This window comes from Lysinibacillus sp. PWR01 (assembly GCF_043359455.1).
In the GTDB taxonomy this organism is placed as follows: domain Bacteria; phylum Bacillota; class Bacilli; order Bacillales_A; family Planococcaceae; genus Lysinibacillus; species Lysinibacillus fusiformis_F.
The window spans coordinates 18,088-38,103 of the sequence record NZ_JBHERJ010000027.1 but is presented as its reverse complement, the minus strand read 5'-3'; the positions used below and the strand labels follow the sequence as shown (position 1 = coordinate 38,103).

Annotated in this window: 17 protein-coding genes; 2 read left to right on the top strand and 15 right to left on the bottom strand. The window is 38.4% G+C overall.

The genetic code is table 11. The features are described 5' to 3' along the window. Positions 1 to 75: 75 nt before the first annotated feature. The 7 genes from ACEVFT_RS03770 to ACEVFT_RS03740 all read right to left on the bottom strand — a co-directional run bounded on the left by ACEVFT_RS03770 (position 76) and on the right by ACEVFT_RS03740 (position 9,742). The gene (locus ACEVFT_RS03770; protein WP_205442551.1) at positions 76 to 1,278 is read right to left on the bottom strand and encodes an NAD(P)-dependent malic enzyme; all 1,203 of its coding nucleotides are present in this window, start codon (positions 1,276 to 1,278) and stop codon (positions 76 to 78) included. Between the two features lie 404 nt (positions 1,279 to 1,682). After that, positions 1,683 to 2,513: an MBL fold metallo-hydrolase gene (locus ACEVFT_RS03765; RefSeq protein WP_393948182.1), complete on the bottom strand. Its 831-nt coding sequence runs from the start codon at positions 2,511 to 2,513 to the stop codon at positions 1,683 to 1,685. Between the two features lie 54 nt (positions 2,514 to 2,567). Next, complete coding sequence (locus tag ACEVFT_RS03760; protein WP_205442548.1) at positions 2,568 to 3,122, bottom strand: hypothetical protein; 555 nt, start codon at positions 3,120 to 3,122, stop codon at positions 2,568 to 2,570. Beyond that, on the bottom strand, positions 3,115 to 4,233 hold the full coding sequence (locus ACEVFT_RS03755; protein WP_393948180.1) for a hypothetical protein: 1,119 nt from the start codon (positions 4,231 to 4,233) through the stop codon (positions 3,115 to 3,117). The genes ACEVFT_RS03760 and ACEVFT_RS03755 overlap by 8 nt, the downstream gene beginning before the upstream one ends. Then, positions 4,230 to 4,736 (bottom strand): sigma-70 family RNA polymerase sigma factor, encoded by a 507-nt coding sequence (locus tag ACEVFT_RS03750; RefSeq protein WP_393948204.1) that lies wholly within the window; start codon positions 4,734 to 4,736, stop codon positions 4,230 to 4,232. The genes ACEVFT_RS03755 and ACEVFT_RS03750 overlap by 4 nt, the downstream gene beginning before the upstream one ends. Before the next feature lie 574 nt (positions 4,737 to 5,310). Then, complete coding sequence (locus ACEVFT_RS03745) at positions 5,311 to 6,120, bottom strand: sulfurtransferase (RefSeq protein WP_342443134.1); 810 nt, start codon at positions 6,118 to 6,120, stop codon at positions 5,311 to 5,313. 10 nt (positions 6,121 to 6,130) lie between these two features. Beyond that, a complete protein-coding gene (locus ACEVFT_RS03740; protein WP_393948178.1) occupies positions 6,131 to 9,742 on the bottom strand; it encodes a dynamin family protein in 3,612 nt (1,203 codons plus the stop codon). Between the two features lie 253 nt (positions 9,743 to 9,995). On the opposite strand from ACEVFT_RS03740, the gene ACEVFT_RS03735 reads away from it, so the two are divergent. Together ACEVFT_RS03735 and ACEVFT_RS03730 are read left to right on the top strand one after the other, a co-directional pair. Then, positions 9,996 to 10,421, top strand: a complete 426-nt coding sequence (locus tag ACEVFT_RS03735) for a DUF4183 domain-containing protein (RefSeq protein ID WP_342443132.1) — start codon at positions 9,996 to 9,998, stop codon at positions 10,419 to 10,421. 15 nt (positions 10,422 to 10,436) lie between these two features. Continuing rightward, positions 10,437 to 10,757, top strand: coding sequence for a DUF4183 domain-containing protein (locus ACEVFT_RS03730; protein WP_342443131.1), 321 nt, complete (start codon positions 10,437 to 10,439; stop codon positions 10,755 to 10,757). Positions 10,758 to 10,793: 36 nt separating this feature from the next. Here ACEVFT_RS03730 and ACEVFT_RS03725 read toward each other — a convergent pair whose 3' ends face one another. The 8 genes from ACEVFT_RS03725 to ACEVFT_RS03690 form a co-directional block, all read right to left on the bottom strand. Further along, entirely contained in the window at positions 10,794 to 11,531 is a 738-nt protein-coding gene (locus ACEVFT_RS03725) for a 5-oxoprolinase subunit PxpA (RefSeq protein WP_393948177.1), read from the bottom strand. After that, positions 11,528 to 12,391 (bottom strand): 5-oxoprolinase subunit C family protein, encoded by an 864-nt coding sequence (locus ACEVFT_RS03720; protein WP_393948176.1) that lies wholly within the window; start codon positions 12,389 to 12,391, stop codon positions 11,528 to 11,530. Before ACEVFT_RS03720 ends, ACEVFT_RS03725 begins: the two co-directional genes overlap by 4 nt. Before the next feature lie 3 nt (positions 12,392 to 12,394). Continuing rightward, complete coding sequence (gene pxpB / locus ACEVFT_RS03715; protein WP_393948175.1) at positions 12,395 to 13,090, bottom strand: 5-oxoprolinase subunit PxpB; 696 nt, start codon at positions 13,088 to 13,090, stop codon at positions 12,395 to 12,397. Beyond that, on the bottom strand, positions 13,074 to 13,688 hold the full coding sequence (locus ACEVFT_RS03710; RefSeq protein ID WP_393948174.1) for a pyroglutamyl-peptidase I: 615 nt from the start codon (positions 13,686 to 13,688) through the stop codon (positions 13,074 to 13,076). Before ACEVFT_RS03710 ends, pxpB begins: the two co-directional genes overlap by 17 nt. Before the next feature lie 5 nt (positions 13,689 to 13,693). After that, positions 13,694 to 16,336 carry a M14 family metallopeptidase gene (locus ACEVFT_RS03705; RefSeq protein ID WP_393948172.1) on the bottom strand — a complete coding sequence of 881 codons (2,643 nt, stop codon included), beginning with the start codon at positions 16,334 to 16,336 and terminating at the stop codon, positions 13,694 to 13,696. A 191-nt stretch (positions 16,337 to 16,527) separates the two neighbouring features. Continuing rightward, the gene (locus tag ACEVFT_RS03700) at positions 16,528 to 17,430 is read right to left on the bottom strand and encodes an ABC transporter permease (RefSeq protein WP_205442536.1); all 903 of its coding nucleotides are present in this window, start codon (positions 17,428 to 17,430) and stop codon (positions 16,528 to 16,530) included. Next, positions 17,430 to 18,362 carry a nickel ABC transporter permease gene (nikB, locus tag ACEVFT_RS03695; protein ID WP_004269337.1) on the bottom strand — a complete coding sequence of 311 codons (933 nt, stop codon included), beginning with the start codon at positions 18,360 to 18,362 and terminating at the stop codon, positions 17,430 to 17,432. The genes ACEVFT_RS03700 and nikB overlap by 1 nt, the downstream gene beginning before the upstream one ends. A 67-nt stretch (positions 18,363 to 18,429) precedes the next feature. Then, on the bottom strand, positions 18,430 to 20,010 hold the full coding sequence (locus tag ACEVFT_RS03690; protein WP_393948170.1) for an ABC transporter substrate-binding protein: 1,581 nt from the start codon (positions 20,008 to 20,010) through the stop codon (positions 18,430 to 18,432). Between the last annotated feature and the right edge of the window lie 6 nt (positions 20,011 to 20,016).

The following is a 20,016-nucleotide window of genomic DNA, read 5'->3' as shown; positions in this document are numbered from 1 at the left end:
CCATAAAAAAAAGACAAATCGAGAAAAGCCTATAACTTTTCTCGATCTGCTTTACTTTCAAGGAGGTATCATTTTTTAGACAGATAGTGCTGTACTTTGCTGGAATAGCTCGGATACGCCAGATTCTACAGCTGCCCCACTTACTGCGCGTGAGACGATTGCCACAACGCGCTCATCCAAAGATTTAGGCACAATATATTCTTCCTTTAGTTCCTTGTCACTCACCAGAGAGGCAATCGCTTCAACAGCGGCTAGCTTCATCGATTCATTGATATCCGTAGCACGCACATCTAACGCTCCACGGAAAATACCAGGGAATGCGAGAACATTATTAATCTGATTTGGATAATCTGAACGGCCCGTTCCCATAACACGTACACCCCATGCTTTGGCATTTTCATACGTAATTTCAGGATTTGGATTGGCTAAGGCAAAAACAACTGGATTTTCATTCATGGATGCAATATGTGCCTCTGTTAATAGATTGGCAACAGAAACACCAATAAAGACATCCGCACCTGTTAGTGCATCCTCAAGTGTACCATGTAGCTTCTCTGGATTTGTCAAATGAGCAACCGCTTCTTTAATCGGATTCATCCCCTCTGTACGTCCCTCATAAATGATACCTTTTGTATCGCACATATAAATATTTTTATAGCCCATTTGCACAAGAATGCGTAAAATCGCAATACCTGCAGCACCAGCACCGTTAATCACAACCTTCATTGTTGCTACATCCTTTTGCACAATACGATTGGCATTAATCATCGCTGCGCCTACAACAATCGCTGTTCCATGTTGATCATCATGAAAAACTGGAATATCACATTCTTGACGTAGGCGATCTTCAATTTCAAAGCATCTTGGCGCTGAAATATCCTCTAAGTTTACCGCACCAAATGTCGGGGCAAGCGCCTTCACAATGCTGACGATTTCATCCGTATTTTTCGTATCTAAGCATATTGGAAAAGCATCAACATTGGCAAAACGCTTTAGTAAAATCGCCTTCCCTTCCATTACAGGTAATGCCGCTTTCGGTCCGATATCTCCTAGCCCTAAAACCGCTGTCCCATCCGACACAACAGCTACCATATTGCCCTTCATTGTATAGTCATACACAAGCGAAGGATTTTTCTCAATTTCCACACATGGCGCTGCTACCCCCGGTGAATACGCCAAACTAAGATCATAGGAATCTTGTACCGGTACCTTTGAGCTCACCTCAAGTTTTCCGCTATAGTGTGCATGCATTTCTAATGCCTTTTTCATTACGTCCATTCTATCCCATCCTTTTCCCTTTTTTTATTGTATTTCAGAATCATAATACTTTGTGAAAATATAGTCAACGAATTTTCTGTCAATTTATTTTTATCTTCAAAAATTCAATGTTTATTGACTTTCAATACATTTTTCTGTCAAATTAAACATTTCACAATCAATTATTTTGAGATAATTAATACAATTCTTGACACATTGTAAAATGTACAAATAGAGCCATTTTGCCTGTTCAACTTTTCACATAGTATTTTTCTTATGTAAATGAGAATTTTTTCACAAACTTATGTAAGCGCATCCATTGTCCTGACTGACTTTGTCACAATTTATCCACATTTTTTCACAAAGTTTTTTGTTATGCAGATAAAAGTATTTGTGAAACTCTTAACAAACCAAAAAAAGAGCCCTTATATAAAGGACTCTTGGGTAAAATGATTAATAAAAGCCGTGATAATATGCTTGGAAGACCATTGTTCTCCTGAAACTTTTGTAATCGGATAATCACGAGGAAAAATTGTTTTGGTGATTTCTTCAACAGAATAACCTTGCATAAACAATTGCTTCACTTTTCCCTCCATATCTTCCAAATAAGCAATTTTTTCTTGTATTTTCGTTCGACCATCCTCTATAAAGCCTGCATGACAGCAATAGACGACATCGAAATCATAGTGTACTATTTTCCTCAAAGACGCCAAGGTATGGACAATATTTTCTTCATCAAGCACAACCTTCGTCTTTGGCTGGATAAACAAATCTCCTGTAAACATAGCGCCTGTTTCTCGATTATAAAAAGAAAGATGATCTGCAGTATGTCCAGGTGTTTCAATGACATCCCATATGGCTGAATTCGTTTGTAATGTATCACCAAATGGTTGGGCAACAAACGCTGGTCGTTCCCCCCACAATGCCTGACGATAAAGTGGATAGTCCCCATCTTCAGCACAGAGATTGACTGAATCACGATGAATATAAATCGGTACATTCTTATGACGTTGAATCCACGCTGCATTTCCTGCATGATCCTCATGACAATGCGTTAATGCCAATTGCGCTATCGGTATATCGTTAAAAAAGGATTGAAATTCCTGCGACAGTGAGTAGGAGCCTGTATCAATCAGTAACCCATCCACAAAAAAGCTGTACACACTCATGCCAATCCCCTGAACCGCAACTTTCCCGTGCGCACATTGTACACCCCGATGCTGCTGAATCTCTATACTTTTCTCTCGTTTAAACATCCTTCTCCCCCTTTGCCCCTTGTACAAAAAGTGTAGCATAAAATGAATGGTGAGTCATTTTTGCAAGTAGGTAACAACAAAGGATTTGCTCTTTACATGTTTACGAAGTGCTAACACATGAAAAAACAAACGTATATTTACGGCCAATAAAAGCAATGCGCCTAGGAAAAATAATCCCATCTGCCAATCACCTGTAACATTCATTAACAGCGTCCAACTAATAATGACTGCAAAGGCAATCGCTATATATTTTTTCATCACTCTTGTAGTTGGGCCCTGTGCATGATGTTTTTGTTCAATGCTCAATAAAATTTTTCCAAATTCCATTATGATTAGCAAATCAAGTCCTTGAATTAAAACCGTACTCCAATAGAAGAAAAGATGTGAAAAAATGAAAGTACTCATTAAGGTAAGAATCATAGCGCAAGCCATATATGTTTTGATTGGTGTTTTTTCTTTATAAAATGAGAGACTTTTTAAATAGGCCCCATAAACAAGAATATCTTGTAGAAGATTAGCGTATTTAAAAATATTTAAATAAATAAATTGAAAGAAGAGCGCCACTGCAAGCCATTGTAGAAGTTTTATCTGCTGTTTAGATTCACTCATTGTTTTCACGCACCTTTTTCACCAAATTCGTCGTAAAATACGTTTGCGAATATAATCTCATAGTTAAATAACCATCCGGGCCACTGAAACCGATGGACGTATTGATGTCTAAAGGTGCTTCCTTAAATTGAATTGTTATATCCAATCGTTGACCTTTCGTCACTGAAAAAGGAAAATCACTTGCCGTGTAGCGCTGATCATTTAATCTCCATTCCTTCAATAGTATTTTATCCTCTAATGTAGGTGGAACATAAAATGCATCAAAAACAGCATCCTGTTGAAGGGTAAATGAAATGATTTGCTCAGCATCATGTTGTGACCGACTAAAACTAATATTCATGACCTGATTTTCATAAATGGATGGTTCCATCGTAAGACGAATTGGAGCAGGCAATTTCATCCCGTCACTTAATACAAGATAAATATTTTTGCTTGCCATCACTTTTTCCAGAGTGCTTAAATCAAGTTGAAAAAAAGCTAAACGAATATTTTGATAGCGTAAATCTTGAGACGTATCCAATGGATAATAAAAGCCATTCACTAGGTTTTCTTGCTCCGTTTGGTAATATACAATTGGTAATTGCACATCTTCTGCCTGCAAGTATTTCACATATCGACGGTCATCTTTGTTCGTAATATACCGTATCTCTAAAGCATTCTGTAAGCTATTCGTACCCTCGATTACAGTAGGTACTACGATTGGTTTTATTAATTGATGTTGTAAAAAAAGCGTACTATTACCGATCATTAGAATCAAAACTGCGGCAACACCAATCGTCTTTTTCTGATCAGCACCAACCTGAAGCTTTTTCCTAGAGATGTATAATGTGATAAATATGCATAAAATAGCAAATATCCAGTACATAGGAGGGGATAAATTTTCTACTTGTGACATTAGCGCACTTGCCCGATCATTATCTAGGTGGTGTTCACCCACCATTAATGCCACAAATCCACCTGCTGCAAGTGTTACAGCAGCAGTCAAAATTTTGGGCACCCAGCTCTTAGACTTGTGCTGCTCTTTTTTTGCTTGTTCAATACCTTGTAGACTACGCTGATGCAACGATTTCGGAATGTCTATTTGATCCATCTGCTTTTTTAGATCGTTCACCCTTGCCCCTCCTGTTCCAGTGCCTGCTTTAATTTTTTTAATGCACGATACAAAATGGTTTTCGTCGTCCCTAATTTCAGCTGCAATACCTGAGCCACTTGAAGTAATGTATAATCCTGATAGAATCTCAGCAAAATAACATCCTTTTCCGCCTTTGTGAGCCGTGTCATCACATCTTCCAGCGCCCATCTCTCAGGAAGCTCTTCATGCGGCTCTTCCCCTAGTTCTGACTCCGGTTCATAATCGACAAGCAGTTCACGCTTTTTTAGTAAATTTGTTGCACAGTTTATGACAATCCTTACTAACCATGTTTTCAAATAAGATGAATTTTGAAGAGAATGTATGTATTTAAAGCTACGGAAAGCGACTTCCTGTACGACATCGAGTGCATCTGCCTCATTGCCCACATAGATAAAAGCCATTTTATATAGATCCATTTCATACTGTGAAAACAACTGTGCAAACGCCTCCGCATCACCCTTTTTAGCTCGTGCAACAAGCATTTCCTGCACCCGCTCACCTCCCCTTACCTATTAGACGCTAAAACTACGCCATTTAGCTTTACTAATCAAAAATTTCCTAATACTATGTATCCCTACCATCGATTTGAGTATGCTCTGTCTCCACTTTGATGGATTCTGTCCTATTCTTTGAGCGGGTTATCCGCTTCTTTGAATCTATCCTTCACTTTGAGTGGGCTATCCTCCACTTTTTCATTTTTATCCGTCACTCTAAGCGTTTTATCCTCTACTTTTCACGCTCTATCCACCACTCCACGCAGGCTTCCACTACTAAATTCTATCCTTTACTTTGAGCGGCGTATCCTTCACTTTTTCATTTCTATCCGTCACTCTAAGCATTCTATCCTTCACTTTTCACACCCTATCCACTACAATGCATCCTATCCGCTACTTTAAACGGGCTATCCTTCACTTTTTCATTTCTATCCGTCACTCTAAGCTTTTTATCCTCCACTTTTCACACCCTATCCACTACAATGCATCCTATCCTCTACTTTAAACGGGCTATCCACCACACTACATATAAAAAAACGCCCACCGAAGTGAGCGTTTCTTTTTATTCGTTTGTGCCTTTTTCCACGTCATATGCTGTAATCCAATCGCTGAAGCTGCCTACATATAATTGAATGTTTTCATAGCCTTCATCTGCTAACACAGCATAAAGTGGAGAGGCGGTTACGCCGCTTCCACAGTAAACTACAACTGGTTCAGTAGGTGCCACTTTTTGACGTAATGCATCGTTTGCCTTTAGTTGACCATCTGTCTTTAGTTGCTCCCAGTCAAAGTTTTTCGCAGTTGGAATATGGCCTGCTACCTTATCCAATGGCTCTACTTCTCCTCGGTACCTTTCAGCAGCACGTGCATCGAGTAAAGTGGCTTTCACTTCTCCATCTACAATGGCTTTTACAGCTTGGCGTGGGGCATAAAGCTCATCCTTCCAAGCAAACTCAATGATGGTTGGTGGATATTTAATAATATCCTTGGTAAACGGCATTTTCGCCTCTAGTGCGGGTGCACCTCCGTTGACAATCACTACATTTGGGAAACCAGCATATGTCAGCATCCACCAGGCGCGTGGAGCAAATGGCGCTGCTCCTTGGTCGTAGACAACAATTTGATCTTCATAGCGTAATCCTAATTCTTGAAAAACAGAAGTCAATTTTTCTTTGCTTGGCATCGGGTGACGACCGTCTTTGCTGTCCATATCTGATAACTGTTGTTCTAAATCAATATAAGCAGCACCAGTTGCATGGCCTTCCTCGAATGCTTTTTTACCTGCTTCTTTGTCCTGAAGATCGAAACGAGCATCGATGAAACGGACGCCTTCAAATTGAATTTCATCCACTGATTTGAATACTTTTCCCATAGGAATCACCTCATGCGTATTGTAATTGTGCGTAAATCGCTTTCCAAGAAGCTAAACGGCTCTCTTCTTGTAATGCTAATCTTTCTGTGTCAATTTGCTCAAGCGCTTGATGATAAATATACAAACGTAATTTTTCGGCTTCCTCTGCAATAAACGTAATCGCCCATGTCATGAGGGAAACTTTCTGTGCATCTAAATAATCTTGTGCATCTGGTTTTGTGACAGCTTCTAGCGCCTCACTCAGCTTCACTTTTTCATTCTTCTCAAAGAAAGCTTTTTGATTGCGGAAGTGAGATTTTACGCTCGCATATTTCGAAATCTCACCAAATGGACCTTCAAAATCAAGTAAATTTGGCTCAGAAGATTCAAAGGCTAGGAATGAGAAGCTTCGATTTAACTCTTTCAATTCGCGTACTTCATCTTTAAAGCGATGCTGCATTTTCTTGCTAATGAACTGCGATAAACGGAAGTTTGTTACACGCATTTCTTGTGTAAAATCAAAACGTAAGCTTTGCATCACTTCTTTCAATGCATGCTCCAACGCTTGTTGTGCTGGCATTGCAGCAAATGTAGAAGGATTGTAGCCTTCCTTAAAGAACTCAGGATAACGATAATAGACACGTTGGAGAACATAATACAATAGCTCATCAAGCTCTTGTTTTGTTTCACTCTCTAACATGCTCGTATTCAGTACACTGAACTTCGATTGAATATGTTGTTCAAGTGTTGTTAATTCCTCTAGTCGCTCATCTTTACGTTTTAAGTTTTCCTCTGTTTGTGCAATTAAATCAGCCAAACGTTGCTCTGTTTTATCGACTTCTTCTGCAAGAGCTTGAACTGCTAATGCACTCAATTCATCATTTAAGAATGTATGGAAGTCATTTTCAAACGGTGGCATACCCGATGTTAAATCGGCACCTTCTACCTTTTCTTGCAACGCTAACAGGCTGGATACCCCATATAGTCGTGGGAAACGGATGCCAAAGCGTTGTAACTCTGAGCGTACATACCCTTTTACATCTTCTTGTTCTTCATCCGTTGTTGCCAAATCAATCGCATTGACAATAAAGAACATTTTATCTAGCTCAAAAGCATCCTTTACACGACCAAGCTGAATTAAAAACTCACGGTCCGCTTTGGCAAAGGCATGGTTATAGTACGTAATAAATAGGATGGCATCTGCATTACGAATATATTCAAATGCTACACCTGTATGACGAGCATTAATCGAATCTGCTCCTGGTGTGTCAACAAGTGTCACGCCCATACGCGTTAATGGACTATCATAGTAGAAGTCGATATTGTCAACAAAGCAAGATTTATTCTCTTGTGCTACAAATTTTTCAAACTCTTCACGGTCTACGCGAAGGATAGAACCAAACTCCGATTTAAAGGTTGGATAGCCTTCCTTATAGGCACGAATAAATGATTTATGAATATTTAATCGTTCGTCCGTTAACTGAACTGCTAGCCCTTCATCAGCACGATTATAGGCTTCCTCTAATGAAGACACAGACAAGCCAATTGCCGCATAGGAGCCTTGAATGTCCTCTAGCATTTGCTCGGCAGTTTTAAGCTGTACATCCGCTGTTTCATGAGGGTGCTCAGGTGTAACGGGACGAATTTTATTGATGGCTGCAGTTGTTGGGTTTGGTGATACAGGTAATACCTTCGCTCCCATTAAAGCATTTGAGAAGGATGATTTCCCCGCACTAAATGCGCCAAACAAAGCAATCGTAAAATCCTTTTTCTGTAAACGTTCTACTTTATTTTCAAGGTATTGGGCAACTTCGGCAAAGCCTTGAACCTCTTTGACTGCATTGGCAGTATGCAGTGCACGGTTAATCACACCATCGATTGGTAAAGTCGTTGCGCTAATAGCTTGCTGAGCTTCTTCTTGTTCAATGACTTGCTCTTTTGGCTTCAGCATGGACTCATCAAACAAGCGAATTTCGTCTAAATCTTGCTTAAATAATTGTTCCCAATTTGTAAGCTGTTGATTGGCAATTTTACGGATTTCATTGCTCGCTTGATGCATAGTGCTTGCACTATATTGCTGATAGCCTTCAATTTCAAGTACCGCATTAATGGCATCTACTTTGTCCTGCATACCCGCCATTTTTAATTTTGACGGTGCGGCAGTTTCTGTTGCTACAGCTTCCAGTGTTGTTGCTTGCGCATTTTTCCAGCTATCTGTTTCCTGAATAAAGTAGCGCTTTGTTGCTTCTGCGACACGGTTAGCGAAGTTTAACACAGCATCACCTGTTAAAATAGCGCCTGTTTGAACTTGCTGCTCAATCAATGAAAAAGGTAAGTCAAATACATAGGCATCAATGGCTGTAGCACGTTCTTCATTTAATGCACCAACGTCCTTTAATGCCTTCTTCATGAGTCCTTTTAAATGCCCTGTGATTTGTGCATGGACCACATTTTGATAGGCACTATACGCATCCTCTTTACGACGGTTACGCTCTTCCTCTGTTTTTTTCTTCGCAGTAAAGAGCCCCCCTACTTTAAAGCCTTCCTGCATGCTTTCTAAATAAAGGCGTAAGCGGTCGCGTAAATCAGCTGGCATAATAGCTGCATTAGCAAGTAATTCCTTACGCTGTTCTTCAAATGTTTCGTTCCATGCCTCTACGGAGAATAATTCAACCTGACGATTTAATTTATTGTATTGCTCTAAAATATCTTGATGGTGTGCCCAGTCATCCGCACTTAAAATTTCTTCATCAATCGCTAAACGATCCTGTCTTTCTTCCATTAAATAATTGTCATGCTCGCTTTGTAATAAAGACAATGTATTTGTAGCAGTTTGTACAAGCTGCTCCTGCCAATCATTCATACTGTCCATCACGATTTTCTTTACAGCCTCAAAATCATTATGAGGATGTTCAGGCTCTCTTAATGATGTGAAGAACACACCCTTTGGCACAACGCCCCATGCTGCAAAGGATTGATGAACCGTTGCTTTAAATTCTTCGAAGCTCAATTCATTATCTTTATGCTTATCAATCATATTGACAATTAAATAAACATTTGGATTATATTTCATTAATTGCTTTGTGAATTGGAAATTTAATTCCGACTGCACATGGTTGTAGTCCATTGTATAAAATACGATATCGGCAATATGTAGTGCTGATTCCGTTGACATGCGGTGTGCATCATCTGTGGAGTCTACTCCTGGCGTATCCATCACAGTAACGCCTAGTGGGAGTGTAGAGGCGCTGTGTCCAATCTCAATTTGTGACACTAAATCCCCATTTTTACTTAGCTCTTTTACCGTTTTGAAATCATAGCCAGCCTCAAATTTTACAGGCTTTTCATTGTGCATATAAACAATCGCAAAGTCTTCCTCTGATTTATGCACCTTCACGATATTCGCACTTGTTGGAATTGGACTAGATGCCAGTAAATTTTCACCAGACAGCGCATTAATCATACTTGATTTCCCAGCTGAGAAATGGCCTGCGAAGCCAATCACATACTCTTTTTGCTGAATTTTTCGAGCAAAAAGTGAAGTTTTATCCATGCGCTCTGTATCACCATTATGCTGATAAATTATGTATTGCAAAGAGGCTTGCTTTAATAGCCCCTCCAATTGTTGTTCAAAATCTTTCATGAAACCAGTAACCCCTTTTTCGTTAATTATTCATAATTAGTATTCTACCTTATTCAACTAGCAAAGTATAACACTAATTTAAAGCATATATGCCAACGTTTCCATCCTAATAGCTTTCACCATAAAACTTGTTTATACAAAAAATCTATGCCAAATGATAGATGGTCAACTAGTTCTTTTTATATTTTCTTCATATTTTATAGTAAGCATATTCGGGGCAAAGTTATTTTTTATGAAGGGAGTGTGATGACATATGATGAATCCTAGGTCTCGTCAAATCATCGAAAAATATTGTTCATGTAACTGTGAGGACCGATTTATCTGGCCCCGTATAAAAGCAACAAACGGAATACCTATTAATCCTCCTTCTGAAATAGTCCCAGAAGGAACGATTATACCAACGATCCAGCGATATTTTTATATCGTTACAGCCGATCTCGATCTATCTAATGGGGCAACGCTTCCAGCGGATCTCTTTTGGAATGATGATGCAAATACCATTACTGAGTTTACAGTTTTTTCACCCAATGGTTACGTTAACCTTTATATTAATGCAGTGATGCAGGAAGGCGGCATTTATACGATAACCCCAGCCTCCCTAACAATCGTACCTTATAATGCCACATTGTATAGAGGAACACCCATCATTATTGAATCGCTAGGCTTTACAACAAAATGAAAGGAGGTGAATCGGGTGGCACTTTCCATTATTAATATTCACGTCAATGTAACTGGTACTTCTACGAGATTTTTTAACGTCTTAGCTGCACCCCTTGCCATTGCAGATGGCACGACAGTCGCTGCAACAACATTTTTAAATGATAGTGGTACAGCAGCAACAGTATTTCCAGAAGTCGCAAATGGTTACTATAACTTATATATCAATGGTGTTCTTCAAGAGGGTGGTGCCTATACAGTTTCTGCAGACGATATAACGTTCAATACTGTCACAGGTACACTTTCTGCTGGTACGCCAATTGTGCTTGAAGCTGTTGAACTTGTGACGACAATCTAAACAAAATGGATGCCTTGTTTAGGGCATCCATTCTTATTATTGTGATTGCTTTCTGAGACCTGCAATTTTTTTTGCATAGTCTAGCGCATGTGGGCCATCTCCATGTATACATAAGGTTTGGACCGCAACTTTAATTTTTTTGGACTGGACGGACATCACTTCATTAGCAGTCAAAATACCTTTTACATGCACGAGCATTTCCTCTTCCGATTGTATTAAGGCATTTGGCTCCTGTCTGTTCACTAATGTGCCGTCATCGTTATAGCGTCGATCCGAAAAAACCTCCTCATATACTTGAAGCCCCTTGCCTCTAGCAATCTCCACAATGAGGCTGCCCGATAAGCCATATAAAATAAGCTGTGGATTAAGATCATACACTGCATTGACTACAGCTAACGCTTTTTCACGATCATTCGCGCATTGATTATAGAGTGCGCCATGTGGTTTAACATGATGAAGCGTACCATTTTCAAGCTGCACAAAGGCTTGTAAGGCACCCATCTGATAAACCATCATATCGTAAATTTCAGCTGGGCTACATTCCATATTGCGGCGACCAAATCCCTCTCGATCAGGATAGCCTGGATGTGCACCAATGTGAACATTTTTACGAATGGCACTGCGTACAATTTGATGCATGATCGAATGATGCCCTGCATGGTAGCCGCATGCAATATTGATGGATGTTACATAGTCTAAGAGTGCTTCATCTTTTCCCGTGATAAAAGCTTCATAGCTTTCACCTAGATCACAATTAATATCAATTGGCATCATGCTTCCTCCAGTACAAAGTGTATTGTGTTATACATACGCATTTGCGCTACTTTATGTAAATCCTCTTCATGTACTGTCGCGATAATAGGATAGCCTCCTACTGTTTGTGCATCAGCCATTAAAATAATGGGATCACCACTTTGAGGCACTTGGATCGTTCCGAACTGAGTAGCTTCTGACAGAATATCTTTCATTTCCTGAAGTTGTAAGGCAGGTCCTTTTATGTAGTAGCCCATACGATTGCCGCCGATAAATTGAAAAGGATTTTGTAAAAATTGTTGTTGACTCTTTTCTGTAAATAAATGAAAATGCGGTCCTTTAAACAATCGAACCGTAATGGAACTGTCAAACCTCGGACGATAGGGTGCATATAGCCCTCTATTATATTTTAAAGATGCTGATACCTGCCCATACAAAATACTTCCTTTTGTAATGCATGTTCCCAAATTCCCAAGCGGAAGGCAGGATTGGCTACCAAGCTCATCGTTTGTATGAAATCCTCTTAATGGTGTTAAGTAAACAATAGAGCCTTGATGGACACTCTTGATAGATAGTATATCACCTCTCGTTAAATGGAATGTTTTCCACATTTCAATTGGTACATGATTAACCAAGCATGTACTATATCCACCCGTTAATACATAGACACCATCAGCCAGTGCCTCAAATTCAAAACCACCAACAAACATTTCAAAAGACGTCTGTTCATGGTAATGATGCAAGATTCTTTGAGCTGCTTGAAACGATAGGTGATCCATTGGTCCAGATAACGGAATACCAAATGCCCGATAGCCGTACCTTCCTTTGTCTTGTAAGCTACCATAAACCCCTTGTTTTGTTACGAGCAGAAGTGGCTTCAATCGCTACACTCCTTTGCTTTTCATTTCCCAAAATTGCTGTTTGGTTATTTCATAAAATTGAACTTCATCTCCAAGTGCAAATAAAAACGGCTCTTTGCCATGTACATCAAATAAATCCAAAGGTGTCTTCCCTATAATATTCCAGCCACCAGGTGAATCGACAGGATAGATTCCTGTTTGTCCACCCCCAACTCCAACGGAACTCGCTGATACAGATGCCCTTGGTTTCTGTAAGCGTGGCACAAACAACTTAGGATCAAGCTCACCTAAATAGGGGAAACCTGGTAAAAAGCCGATTAAATAAACATAATAGCTTTTGGACACATGCAATGTTTTAATGTCCTCAAAAGATAGCCCTGTGAAATCCATTACGCGCTTGCTATCTAAGGCAAATTCCTCATCATAGCAGACGGGTATTTTTAAAAGACGATTCGTTCCTTTATCAATTGTTGTGGAGGTTTGCATCTCAAGCCACTGCATGCCTAAACGTTCAACATCTATTTTTTGTTTAATATAAGCTGTCACAGTATGGTAGCTTGCAACACTTTCGACTAGGTTATGCCGTAGCTGCTGTTTCAGAAACCTATTAAACGTTTGGACCGCGTGAAAATTTGAGTGGGAGATTTCCTCCTTGAATGCAAAACGAATAGTATGTTGACTAATCCACATCGAATGAGGAAAATCAATGATTGGTTGCACGTACCGTCTCCTCAATACAAAGCGTTACCGCAGCTATTAAATCTCCGATATTCCAGCCGGGAATTTTGCCATGTTGGATTGCTAGCTCAAATGATGCTGGAATATGAATAAAGCCAGCACGAACCCCTTCATGTAGCTGTGCATAAGCAAGCCCCTCATACATAATGTTATTACATAAGTATGTACCCGCTGTATTGGAGATTTCGGCTGGATATCCTTCTGCCTGCAAACGATTCACCATACTGCGAATCGGTAAGTTTGTTAGATAAGCATCTGCCCCCTCCTCATGGATACGCTCATCAACTGGTGTGTAGCCATTATTATCAGGCTCTCCATCTTTCACATTAATGGCAATGCGCTCCGGTGTTACTTTAAAACGCCCCCCAGCTAATCCTAATGAGATAATGATTTGCGGTTTCACTTCTTCTATCTGTTGTTTTAATTGCTCCGCTGATTGCTGAAAATCTACAGATAGAATTCGTCCGACAATATCATAGCCATCTATCTTCTTTCCCTTTAATGCTTCCACAATTTGCATCGTTGGATTTATTTTATAATCAAGAAATGGTTCGAACCCTGTTAATAATATTTTTGTCATATTTGTCACCTGATTTCTATCGGACGTTTTTTAATATAGCGTCCAGATTGATTAATTTTATTTACTTTAGTAGAAATTGTAGCTTCAATAATAGCTTGATTAAATAATTTATGTGCTTCAATACAAGAAATTAATTCTTCATCATAAACAATTTCATCGGACACTTCAGAAATGATATCTAGAGCCACCCACTGCGGGTAGCGTAATATACTAACAGATGAGTAAGTTGGCGTAACTTCCATACTCCGATAAAAATTAATATTCCCCATTTCCTCAATTGGGTACTTTTGCGGATCCCATTTTGTGCCATATTTATAGTAGCGTTCACGCCAATAAGCATTTTCTTGGGCAAATGTTGAGCCCTCAAAAAACATATTCACTTTTTCAGCTACTAGTTCTAGATTTTTAGCCTGGACTTCCCTCGTATCATAATCCGCGTAACGACCAATTCCATAAATCTTGGCACTCGGAAGCGTATAAGAAACAGGAAAAATAGGTGGACATGCATACCCTGCGAATGGTTGAACCCATTCACGAGCAGGGATTCCATGATCATCAATTACTATATCAGGTGCCCATTTTTTTAAGATGAGTGGTAAAACATTTGCCTCACCAAATACGCTTTCTTGAAATTTGACATGGGCAAACTCTAAACCTACTGCATTAAATCTTGCAGCATGATGTTTCCATTTTGGATGTTCTTTTGTCAAGCTCTCCATTATTTCATAACCATCTGGATTTGATAACGGAATAATGATTATATTAATCTTTTTCAAGATTTCAGGATGGTGACAAATAATATCTTCCATTAGCTCTAATATAGCAGGTGTACTAGATACTTCATTTGGATGATGGCCAGCTTCAAAGACAATCGTATGCTTTTCATCCGATTTTTTAATTCCTGAATAAAAGTCACTAGTAATAGGCTCAGTCACTTCAAAAAATGGAATGACATTCCCTTTGTAAGATATATCCCCATAATTCAGTTTGACCTCAGAATAATTTTGATACCGGGTTGATAATTGATAAACATTTTTAATTTTGTATTTTAAATAATCATTCACTTTCATTACTTTGAGATAATTACCTAAATACATTTCTACCGTTTCAAATTGCCCTTCTGGATTAAATAAAATTCTTTTTGTAACTGGAACTAGATTGGGTTTTTCATGCCATTGGTATGCCCGTATTACACTTTTAATAGGCTTATAAATATTTTCCTCTATATGAATAGAGGGAATAATGCCACCAGGAGCTTTATAAGGTTGATTAACTAATCGGCGACCGAGCTCATTAAAATAATCTAGCGTGTTAAAATATAGATCTTCGTATAACGCTTCGAAGGAGGAGTTTGCCTCTTGCTTAACGTTTAATTCTTCTTCAATTCCAGATGAAGTAAAGTCAATTTCGATTCGATCAAATAAAGGAAACAATTGTCCTTGATCACGATTCGTTACATCAATATTTAATTTTCCCACTATTTGAGGAAGAAACTCATTGATGTACGTTTTATAGAAACGCTCACGATCTGACAATATTGCATTTTCTTGAACTAGTTTCCCACTTTCAAATAATCTATACCCAGCTGTAGTTGGATAGACTTTTTTCTGACCGTCAACATAATCCAATTCACTAATTAACGGATTTAGTTCAGCAATTAATACATCATCAACATAGACACTGTAAATGTGCTGCTGTGTGCTTGAAAGCTCAAATTGTACATGTTCTTTCGGTACACCATATTGCCTTTCAATCAATTCATCCACTGGATAAAGCTCCATAATCCAGCGATTATGTTGTTCTAAACCGTTTTCACTAATCCCATCTTTACATACTATTTTTACTTGTTCAAAATGGCCTGAAACAGATGGAAGTACTTCCTCTAATATCCAGTATAACCCTGTTTTAAATGCAGAGCGAACTGTAATTGTCTTTAAATTTGAAAATTTCTTATACAATTCTAAACAATATTCATCTCGATTTTTTTTAGAAGCTGTAAGATAGATTTCAGCATCAAGCATTTTATTTGGTTCATCTTGCAAAGCATTTATAATATATGACGCTTCCGATTCATCTTCCCATGTTGTTTCATACAATAAATCCGCTACATTCACTTGTTTTTCATTTAGCTCCCAAACACCAAATAAGCCACCTTCAGACACATGCTTTTCTTTTGCTATTGAATGTAGAACAGTCGGTAAGCTATCTTTTGTACCACAAATTTGAATAACGTTTCTAGAACTTAGCTCCATTAAATTTGCAGTTCCTTGCTTGATGTCAATTGAAAAATGTCGATGATCTTTTGTGATAACTGGTAAAGAAACAGAGGTAGCATACAATCCTAAACGTAATGCAAGATAGCAAACTTCTTTTATAATGGCATTGGACTTTATTTCTTGTTGTAAATTAATTTTCACACTTAAATGCTGTTGTGGATGTGCCTCGTCCTTCTCACCAGTTCCATAGGCTGACCAAAGGTGACTTAAACTTTCATAATAAGATGATGGAATGTCTGTATACGTTTCGGCCATTCCTTCACTTGCTATCGTACTTAACAACGTTGACAGCGAAGACTCAGTCTCATAATAGACTGTAAAGTTGGACCCATTCTGTGAAATAAATGTACTACTATGTTGTAAAAATTCCATTGAGTACTGCTGATTTGACGCTTGAAATAAATCAAAATCTATTTCATTTGACTCTAAGCCTAACCTCGCACAAAAATCAATTAATCCTATGGGAGCAAGATTTGTAGGTAAGTTTATAAATAAAGAGGGCTTTTTTATCGTTTCATTCTTATTAAATAAAATTGAAAATATTTTAGAGTTCACAGTATCACCTAAACTTTCATATTTGGATCTAAGCGATCTCGTAACCAATCTCCTAGTAAATTAAAGCCTAGTACAGTTAACATAATTGCAATACCTGGAAATACAGAAATCCACCAAGCTGACGTCATATAATTCCGACTATCTGCCAACATGCCGCCCCACGACGGTATTGTCGGTTCAACACCTAACCCTAAAAATGTTAGGGAAGCCTCTAATAAGATAAACTCTGCGATACACATTGTTGCTAACACTAAAATCGAAGAAGCAACATTTGGTAATATGTGCTTAAGGATAATTTTAAAATGTGTTCCTCCGATTGCCTTTGCAGCCTGGATATATTCTTGTTCCTTTAGAGCTAAAATCTCCCCTCGAATTAGTCTTGCAAAGCTAACCCAATATGTAAGCCCAAGAATAATGATGATTTTTTCAATCCCTGTTCCAAATACACTCATAATGACAATTGCTAGTAAAATAAATGGCAGACCCAATTGAACTTCAGCTAACCTCATAATTAAATCGTCCATCCATTTTCCAAAATACCCTGACACAATTCCTAGAAACGTTCCAAGGACTAACGAAATGAGCACACCACAAATACCAACCAATAGTGAAATACGAGCACCGTATATAATCCTACTGAGCAAATCTCGTCCAACTTGGTCTCCCCCAAGTAAATATTGAGACTTACCAGTATCGTCTAACCATTTGGGCAAATCTAAACGATGTCCTAAGCTAGCTGCTCCTGGATCATATGGCGCAATATATGGGGCAAATATCGCACAAAGAATAGTCGTGACAACTAATAATAGACCGATGATCCCAGTTGGATTATTTTTAATAAACTTTAAAACACTTATTATTCTGCTAACCTTTTTTATTTCGACTGTTTCTGCTTCCATTATCTGTGTCATTAATTGTCACCTCTTCCAGTGCGTATTTTTGGGTTAATTAATGAATAACATAAATCCACAATTAGATTTACGACAATCATGATAAGAGCTAAGAGAATTACTCCACCCTGTACAACCGGATAATCTCGTTGATTAATAGAATCAACAATTAATCTTCCGATTCCTGGCCAAGAAAATACTTGCTCTACAATAACAGCCCCTCCTAGGAGTCCACCAAACTGTAACCCAACAAACGTCACAGTTGGCAATAAGGCATTTCGAAAGGCGTGTCGAATAATGACAAGCCATTCTCGAATTCCTTTTGCTCGAGCAGTTGTCACATATTGCATTTTAAGTACCTCAAGCATAGAGGTACGAATTAATCGAACTAAAATACCAGATAAAATCAGACCCAATGCAATGGATGGAAGGATCAATGAGCTAAACCCCTCAAAGCCCGATACGGGTAACCATTTTAACTGAACAGCAAAGATCAAGATTAGCATAAACGCTAACCAAAAATTAGGAAAAGAGATACCTAATAAAGAAAAAATACGCCCAAAAATATCAATAGACTTGCCTTTATAAACTGCCGAAAGGATACCGATAGGAATAGCGATTAACAATGCTACAGTCATCCCCCCTAAAGCAAGTGCGAGTGTTGGCCATGCTCGTTCTAACAACATTTCCAAAACTGGACTATTCGAACGATACGATGTGCCAAAATCAAGCGTTACTAAATCTTTCATGAATATGATATATTGCTCCCAAACAGGTCTATCTAAACCTAACTTTGCTGTCAGTTCCTCTACCGCTTGTTGTGATGGTTCCCCTGCACCGAACATGATGCTTACAGGATCACCCGTTAAACGAATGGCGAAAAATATAATTAATGAGACAGCAATTATCACCAACACGGTATGCGATAATCGTCGTAGTATATAGGAAAGCATAATTCCATCCTCCTAATTTGAAATGAAAGAGATAGTATGACAAGCATACTATCTCATAATTTTTTACTTACTCGACAGTGACACCTTCAAATCTAAAGCGGCCATCATGAGGTGGTTGGAAATCTTTTATTCGTTTATTCACTGCGTATATTTCAACCTCAGAATATAAATTAACTTCTGCAGCATCTTCGTATAACACTTCTGTCAGCTCTTTAAAGATTTTTTGACGCTCCTCATTATTAATCGTTGCTCGCTCTGCCGCTAATAATTGTTCTACTTTTTCATTTTTATAGGATGGATTCCAGAATTCCCCTTCGTGATACATTAAATAAGCTGTATTATCAAAATCTAAAGTCCAACCACCCCAGCCATTTTTATACATTTGGCCAGCTTTTCCTTGTGGTATTAACTCTGATTGGAATGTAGTATTTTCCACACTATTAATTGAAACTTTTAATCCCACTTCTTCTAAATAAAACGCTACTGCTTGGGCAATTTCTTTAAATGTCCCATCGGTACCTGGAATAAAGAATTCAAGTGTAGTACCTTCGGGAACCTTAGCTTCCGCAAGTAATTTTTTTGCTTTTTCTGGATCATATGGATATGGCTCTAAATCTTTGTTATAGCCAAAAGATAGATTACTTTGGAAAGAACTAATGAGGTTACCATAGCCACCTAAAATTTCCTTCACTATTGTTTCCTTATCAATGGCATAGTTAATCGCTTGACGAACACGTACATCATCAACTGGCTTTTGTGCTGTATCAAAGCGAATTGAATACGCTGTAGGAGTGGACACATCCTTTAATTCAATGAAATCAGTTCCTTCTGCTGTTGCCGCTTGCGAAACTTCTAAACGTGTCATAATATCAATATTTCCTGTTTGTAATTCTGCCAGTGCCGTCGCTGTTTCTGGAATCACTTTAAATGTTACTTTATCTAGTTTAATAGCGTCTTTATTCCAATAATCATCGTATCGCTCAATAACTACTTGTTTATCACGTTGATAATCAGTCATTTTAAATGGACCAGTACCAACAGGCTTCATGTCAAAATTCTCTGCACCCTGTTCTTGGATATATTTAGGTGGTACGATGACAGCACCATATCCTGAAAGCTTAGTCAGTAAAACTGGGTCAATGGCATTTAAGTGCATAGTAACTTCATAGTCACCTGTTACTTCAACATTATCAATTGACGTATAGTTTGAATATTGCGGACCTTTTTGACCTTCTTCTCCTAGTAAACGATCAAATGTAAATTTAACTGCTTCCGCATTAAACGGTTCGCCATTATGGAAGGTAACACCTTGTCGTAGTTTAAACACAATCGTTTTATCATCTATATATTCCCAAGATTCCGCTAACCCTGGTTGAATTTCTAAATCTAGAGAACGACTTACTAATCCTTCAAATACCGATGTTGCTACTGTACTCCAAGCAAGTAAAAACGTATCAATTGGGTCCCAGTTTTGTGGATCTCCAGCCACACGAATAACTAATTCATTTCCACGTGTTGTTGCTGGGTTTTCACCAGATGATTTGCTACCGTTTTTACTTTCGTCTTTTGATGATGTGCCACCACTACATGCTGTTAAAACAATCATTATACAAACAAGTAATAGCGCAATCCATTTTTGTTTCTTCATACATTG

Coding starts and splice junctions, on each gene's coding strand:
- ACEVFT_RS03710 (WP_393948174.1), bottom strand. CDS start 13,688: ATGACAAAAATATTATTAACAGGGTTCGAACCATTTCTTGATTATAAA.
- ACEVFT_RS03760 (WP_205442548.1), bottom strand. CDS start 3,122: ATGAGTGAATCTAAACAGCAGATAAAACTTCTACAATGGCTTGCAGTG.
- ACEVFT_RS03705 (WP_393948172.1), bottom strand. CDS start 16,336: ATGGAATTTTTACAACATAGTAGTACATTTATTTCACAGAATGGGTCC.
- ACEVFT_RS03700 (WP_205442536.1), bottom strand. CDS start 17,430: ATGACACAGATAATGGAAGCAGAAACAGTCGAAATAAAAAAGGTTAGC.
- ACEVFT_RS03765 (WP_393948182.1), bottom strand. CDS start 2,513: ATGTTTAAACGAGAGAAAAGTATAGAGATTCAGCAGCATCGGGGTGTA.
- ACEVFT_RS03725 (WP_393948177.1), bottom strand. CDS start 11,531: ATGATGCCAATTGATATTAATTGTGATCTAGGTGAAAGCTATGAAGCT.
- nikB (WP_004269337.1), bottom strand. CDS start 18,362: ATGCTTTCCTATATACTACGACGATTATCGCATACCGTGTTGGTGATA.
- ACEVFT_RS03750 (WP_393948204.1), bottom strand. CDS start 4,736: ATGCTTGTTGCACGAGCTAAAAAGGGTGATGCGGAGGCGTTTGCACAG.
- ACEVFT_RS03745 (WP_342443134.1), bottom strand. CDS start 6,120: ATGGGAAAAGTATTCAAATCAGTGGATGAAATTCAATTTGAAGGCGTC.
- ACEVFT_RS03690 (WP_393948170.1), bottom strand. CDS start 20,010: ATGAAGAAACAAAAATGGATTGCGCTATTACTTGTTTGTATAATGATT.
- ACEVFT_RS03770 (WP_205442551.1), bottom strand. CDS start 1,278: ATGGACGTAATGAAAAAGGCATTAGAAATGCATGCACACTATAGCGGA.
- ACEVFT_RS03740 (WP_393948178.1), bottom strand. CDS start 9,742: ATGAAAGATTTTGAACAACAATTGGAGGGGCTATTAAAGCAAGCCTCT.
- ACEVFT_RS03735 (WP_342443132.1), top strand. CDS start 9,996: ATGATGAATCCTAGGTCTCGTCAAATCATCGAAAAATATTGTTCATGT.